This is a genomic window from Micrococcus sp. (genome assembly GCF_030523875.1).
Lineage (GTDB): Bacteria > Actinomycetota > Actinomycetes > Actinomycetales > Micrococcaceae > Micrococcus.
Genome location: NZ_JAUNHR010000126.1, coordinates 1 through 2,175 on the forward strand (window position 1 = coordinate 1; position 2,175 = coordinate 2,175).

Below are 2,175 nucleotides of genomic sequence, written 5' to 3' on the forward strand. Positions count from 1 at the left end.
GGGTCGAGGGCGCCTCACGCGAGGGGCGGCCGGCGGCCGCGGGCTCCTCCTCCGGCGCGCCGGCGGCGGGCGCGGTGGAGCGGGGCGAGCCCGCGGTGCCGTCCGCGTCCGACTCCTCGGTGGCGGCGGCGTCCTCGTCGGAGGTCTCCCCGGCCGCGGCCTCCTCCTCGGAGGAGGTCCCGTCCGCCGAGGGGGTCCCCTCGTCCACCGGGACGGCGGAGGTGGAGGACGGGGCAGGGGTCCACGTCGCGGACGAGGCCGTCGGCGCGGCCGAGCGGGAGACCGCGCTCGAGGACGGGGCCGGGGTGGAGCTCACCGGGGCGGGCGCCGTCGTCGGGGGCTCCTCCGGATCCGCTCCGCCGCATGCGGTGAGGGCCAGGGCGAGGGCCGCGAGGCCGAGCGGGAGGCGGTGACGGGAGGAGGGGGTCATGTGGGCGTGCTCCTGGGGGCAAACGGGCAGGGGGGGGGCGCGTTCCGTGCGGGCCGCGCCCCCATCCTCCCATCCGTGCCCCCGCCGTCCTGGCCGCGCGAGGTCACGATGCGGGCACGATCACCCGCCCCGTCGGCCACGTTCCCGTCTCCGGCGGCGGGCCGGGTCTCAGCCGAGGGTGCCCGCGGTCTCCTCGGCAGCGGCGGACGACGCGGACGTCTCGGCCTCCGGGGCGGCCGTGGGCTCCGTGGCCTTCGGGCTGGCCCGGCGCTCGGCGGCGGGACCGCCCACCGGCGGGTCCGTCGGCCGGCCCTGGGTGCCGGACCGGGCCTCCGAGCGGGACGTCGTGGTCGTGGCGGTGGGCTCGGCCGGGGCCGTGGGGGCGGCGTCCGACGGCGGCGGAGCGGGCGTCGAGGGCTCCCCGGGCTCCGGCATGGGGACGGGCGCCGTCGTCGGCGCGGGCACCTGGGAGGTGGTGGGCGTGGGCTCCGGGGAGGGTGCCGGCGCGGGGGCCGTCGTCGGGGCCGAGGAGGTCGGCGCGGGGGACGGAGGACGGCCCGGGACGGTCGGGGCGGGGTCCTGCACCGGGCCCGAGGAGGGGGCCGGCACGGGGACCGAGATCGGGGAGACGCCGCTCGGAGCGGGCGCCGGGGCCGGTCGGGTCGACCCGCCGGGCGCGCCGGACGATCCGCCCGGGGAGCCCGCGGACGAGGAGGGGGCCGGCGGGGCGGCCGGGGCGGAGGTGTCGGTCCCGCCCGTGGCGGACGGGGCCGAGGAGTCCGACGCGGGACCGGAGGCCGAGGAGGAGCCCGGACCCGTGGGGGAGCCGGGGGTGTCGGAGCCGGCCGGCCCGCCCGGGGTGCCGGGGACCGTCCCGGGGGCCGGGGCCACGCCGCCCGGGGTGCTGCCGGGCGTGCCGGCGGAGGAGGCGGGGGCGGCCCGCTCGGGCAGGCGCAGGGTGCCGGGCGTGCGCGCGGCGTCCTGCGCGGCCAGGCCGATCTCGGCCAGCCACGGGCGCACCGTGTCCGCCGGGATGCGGGCGGTGAGCACGCCGGCGTCGGCGGGGGCCATCGCGGCCTGGTCCACCTCGAGCAGGGCGCTGCCGTCCGGCAGGAACACGAGGGCGTCCCAGATGCGGGCGTTCTCCACCTGGTCGGGCTGCTCGACGGCGGAGGTCAGACGGTCCTGCACGATCGCCGGGTCCGTGGTCATACGGTCGCGGACCTCCTTCCGTAAGGCCTCCCAGCCGCGGTCCGTGAACAGGTCCCGGGTGGAGGCCACCCGGTCCTCGCGGGCCGAGTACCAGACGGTCTGCACGGTGGACACGGACCGGTCCCCGCGGCGCTCGGTGGCGAGCAGGCGGGTGGCGGCCGCGTCCGGGCCCGCCACCGCCAGGCGCGGCTGGACGTCCAGGACGGGGTCGGCGGCCCGGTCCGTGTCCCGCTCGTAGGCGGCCACGTGGTCCCGGACGGCGCGGTCCATGGCGGAGGTCCAGGCGGGGGCGCCGGGCACGCTCAGCCACGCCGCGTGGTACTCGGGGTCCTCGCCCTCGAGCACGGCGAGGGACGCGCCGGGGACCTTGTCCAGGTCCAGGGAGGGGACGTCCAGGGTGAAGGGGGTCATGTCCATCGAGGGCAGGGCCTCGGTGGCGGCGGCCATCGACGGCGCGGGCACCGGCTCGGCGTCGTCGCGGCCGCAGGCCGTCAGGGCCAGCAGCCCGGCCACGAGCAGGCCTGCGCCGGCGC

Annotated in this window: 1 protein-coding gene and 1 pseudogene; both read right to left on the reverse strand. The window is 80.6% G+C overall.

What is annotated here, in order from left to right; genetic code table 11:
* A pseudogene (locus tag Q4D18_RS11225) lies at positions 1-430 on the reverse strand (hypothetical protein); the annotation flags it as partial.
* 168 nt (positions 431-598) lie between these two features.
* A partial coding sequence (locus Q4D18_RS11230; protein ID WP_303128463.1) for a hypothetical protein occupies positions 599-2,175 on the reverse strand: 1,577 nt, incomplete at its 5' end.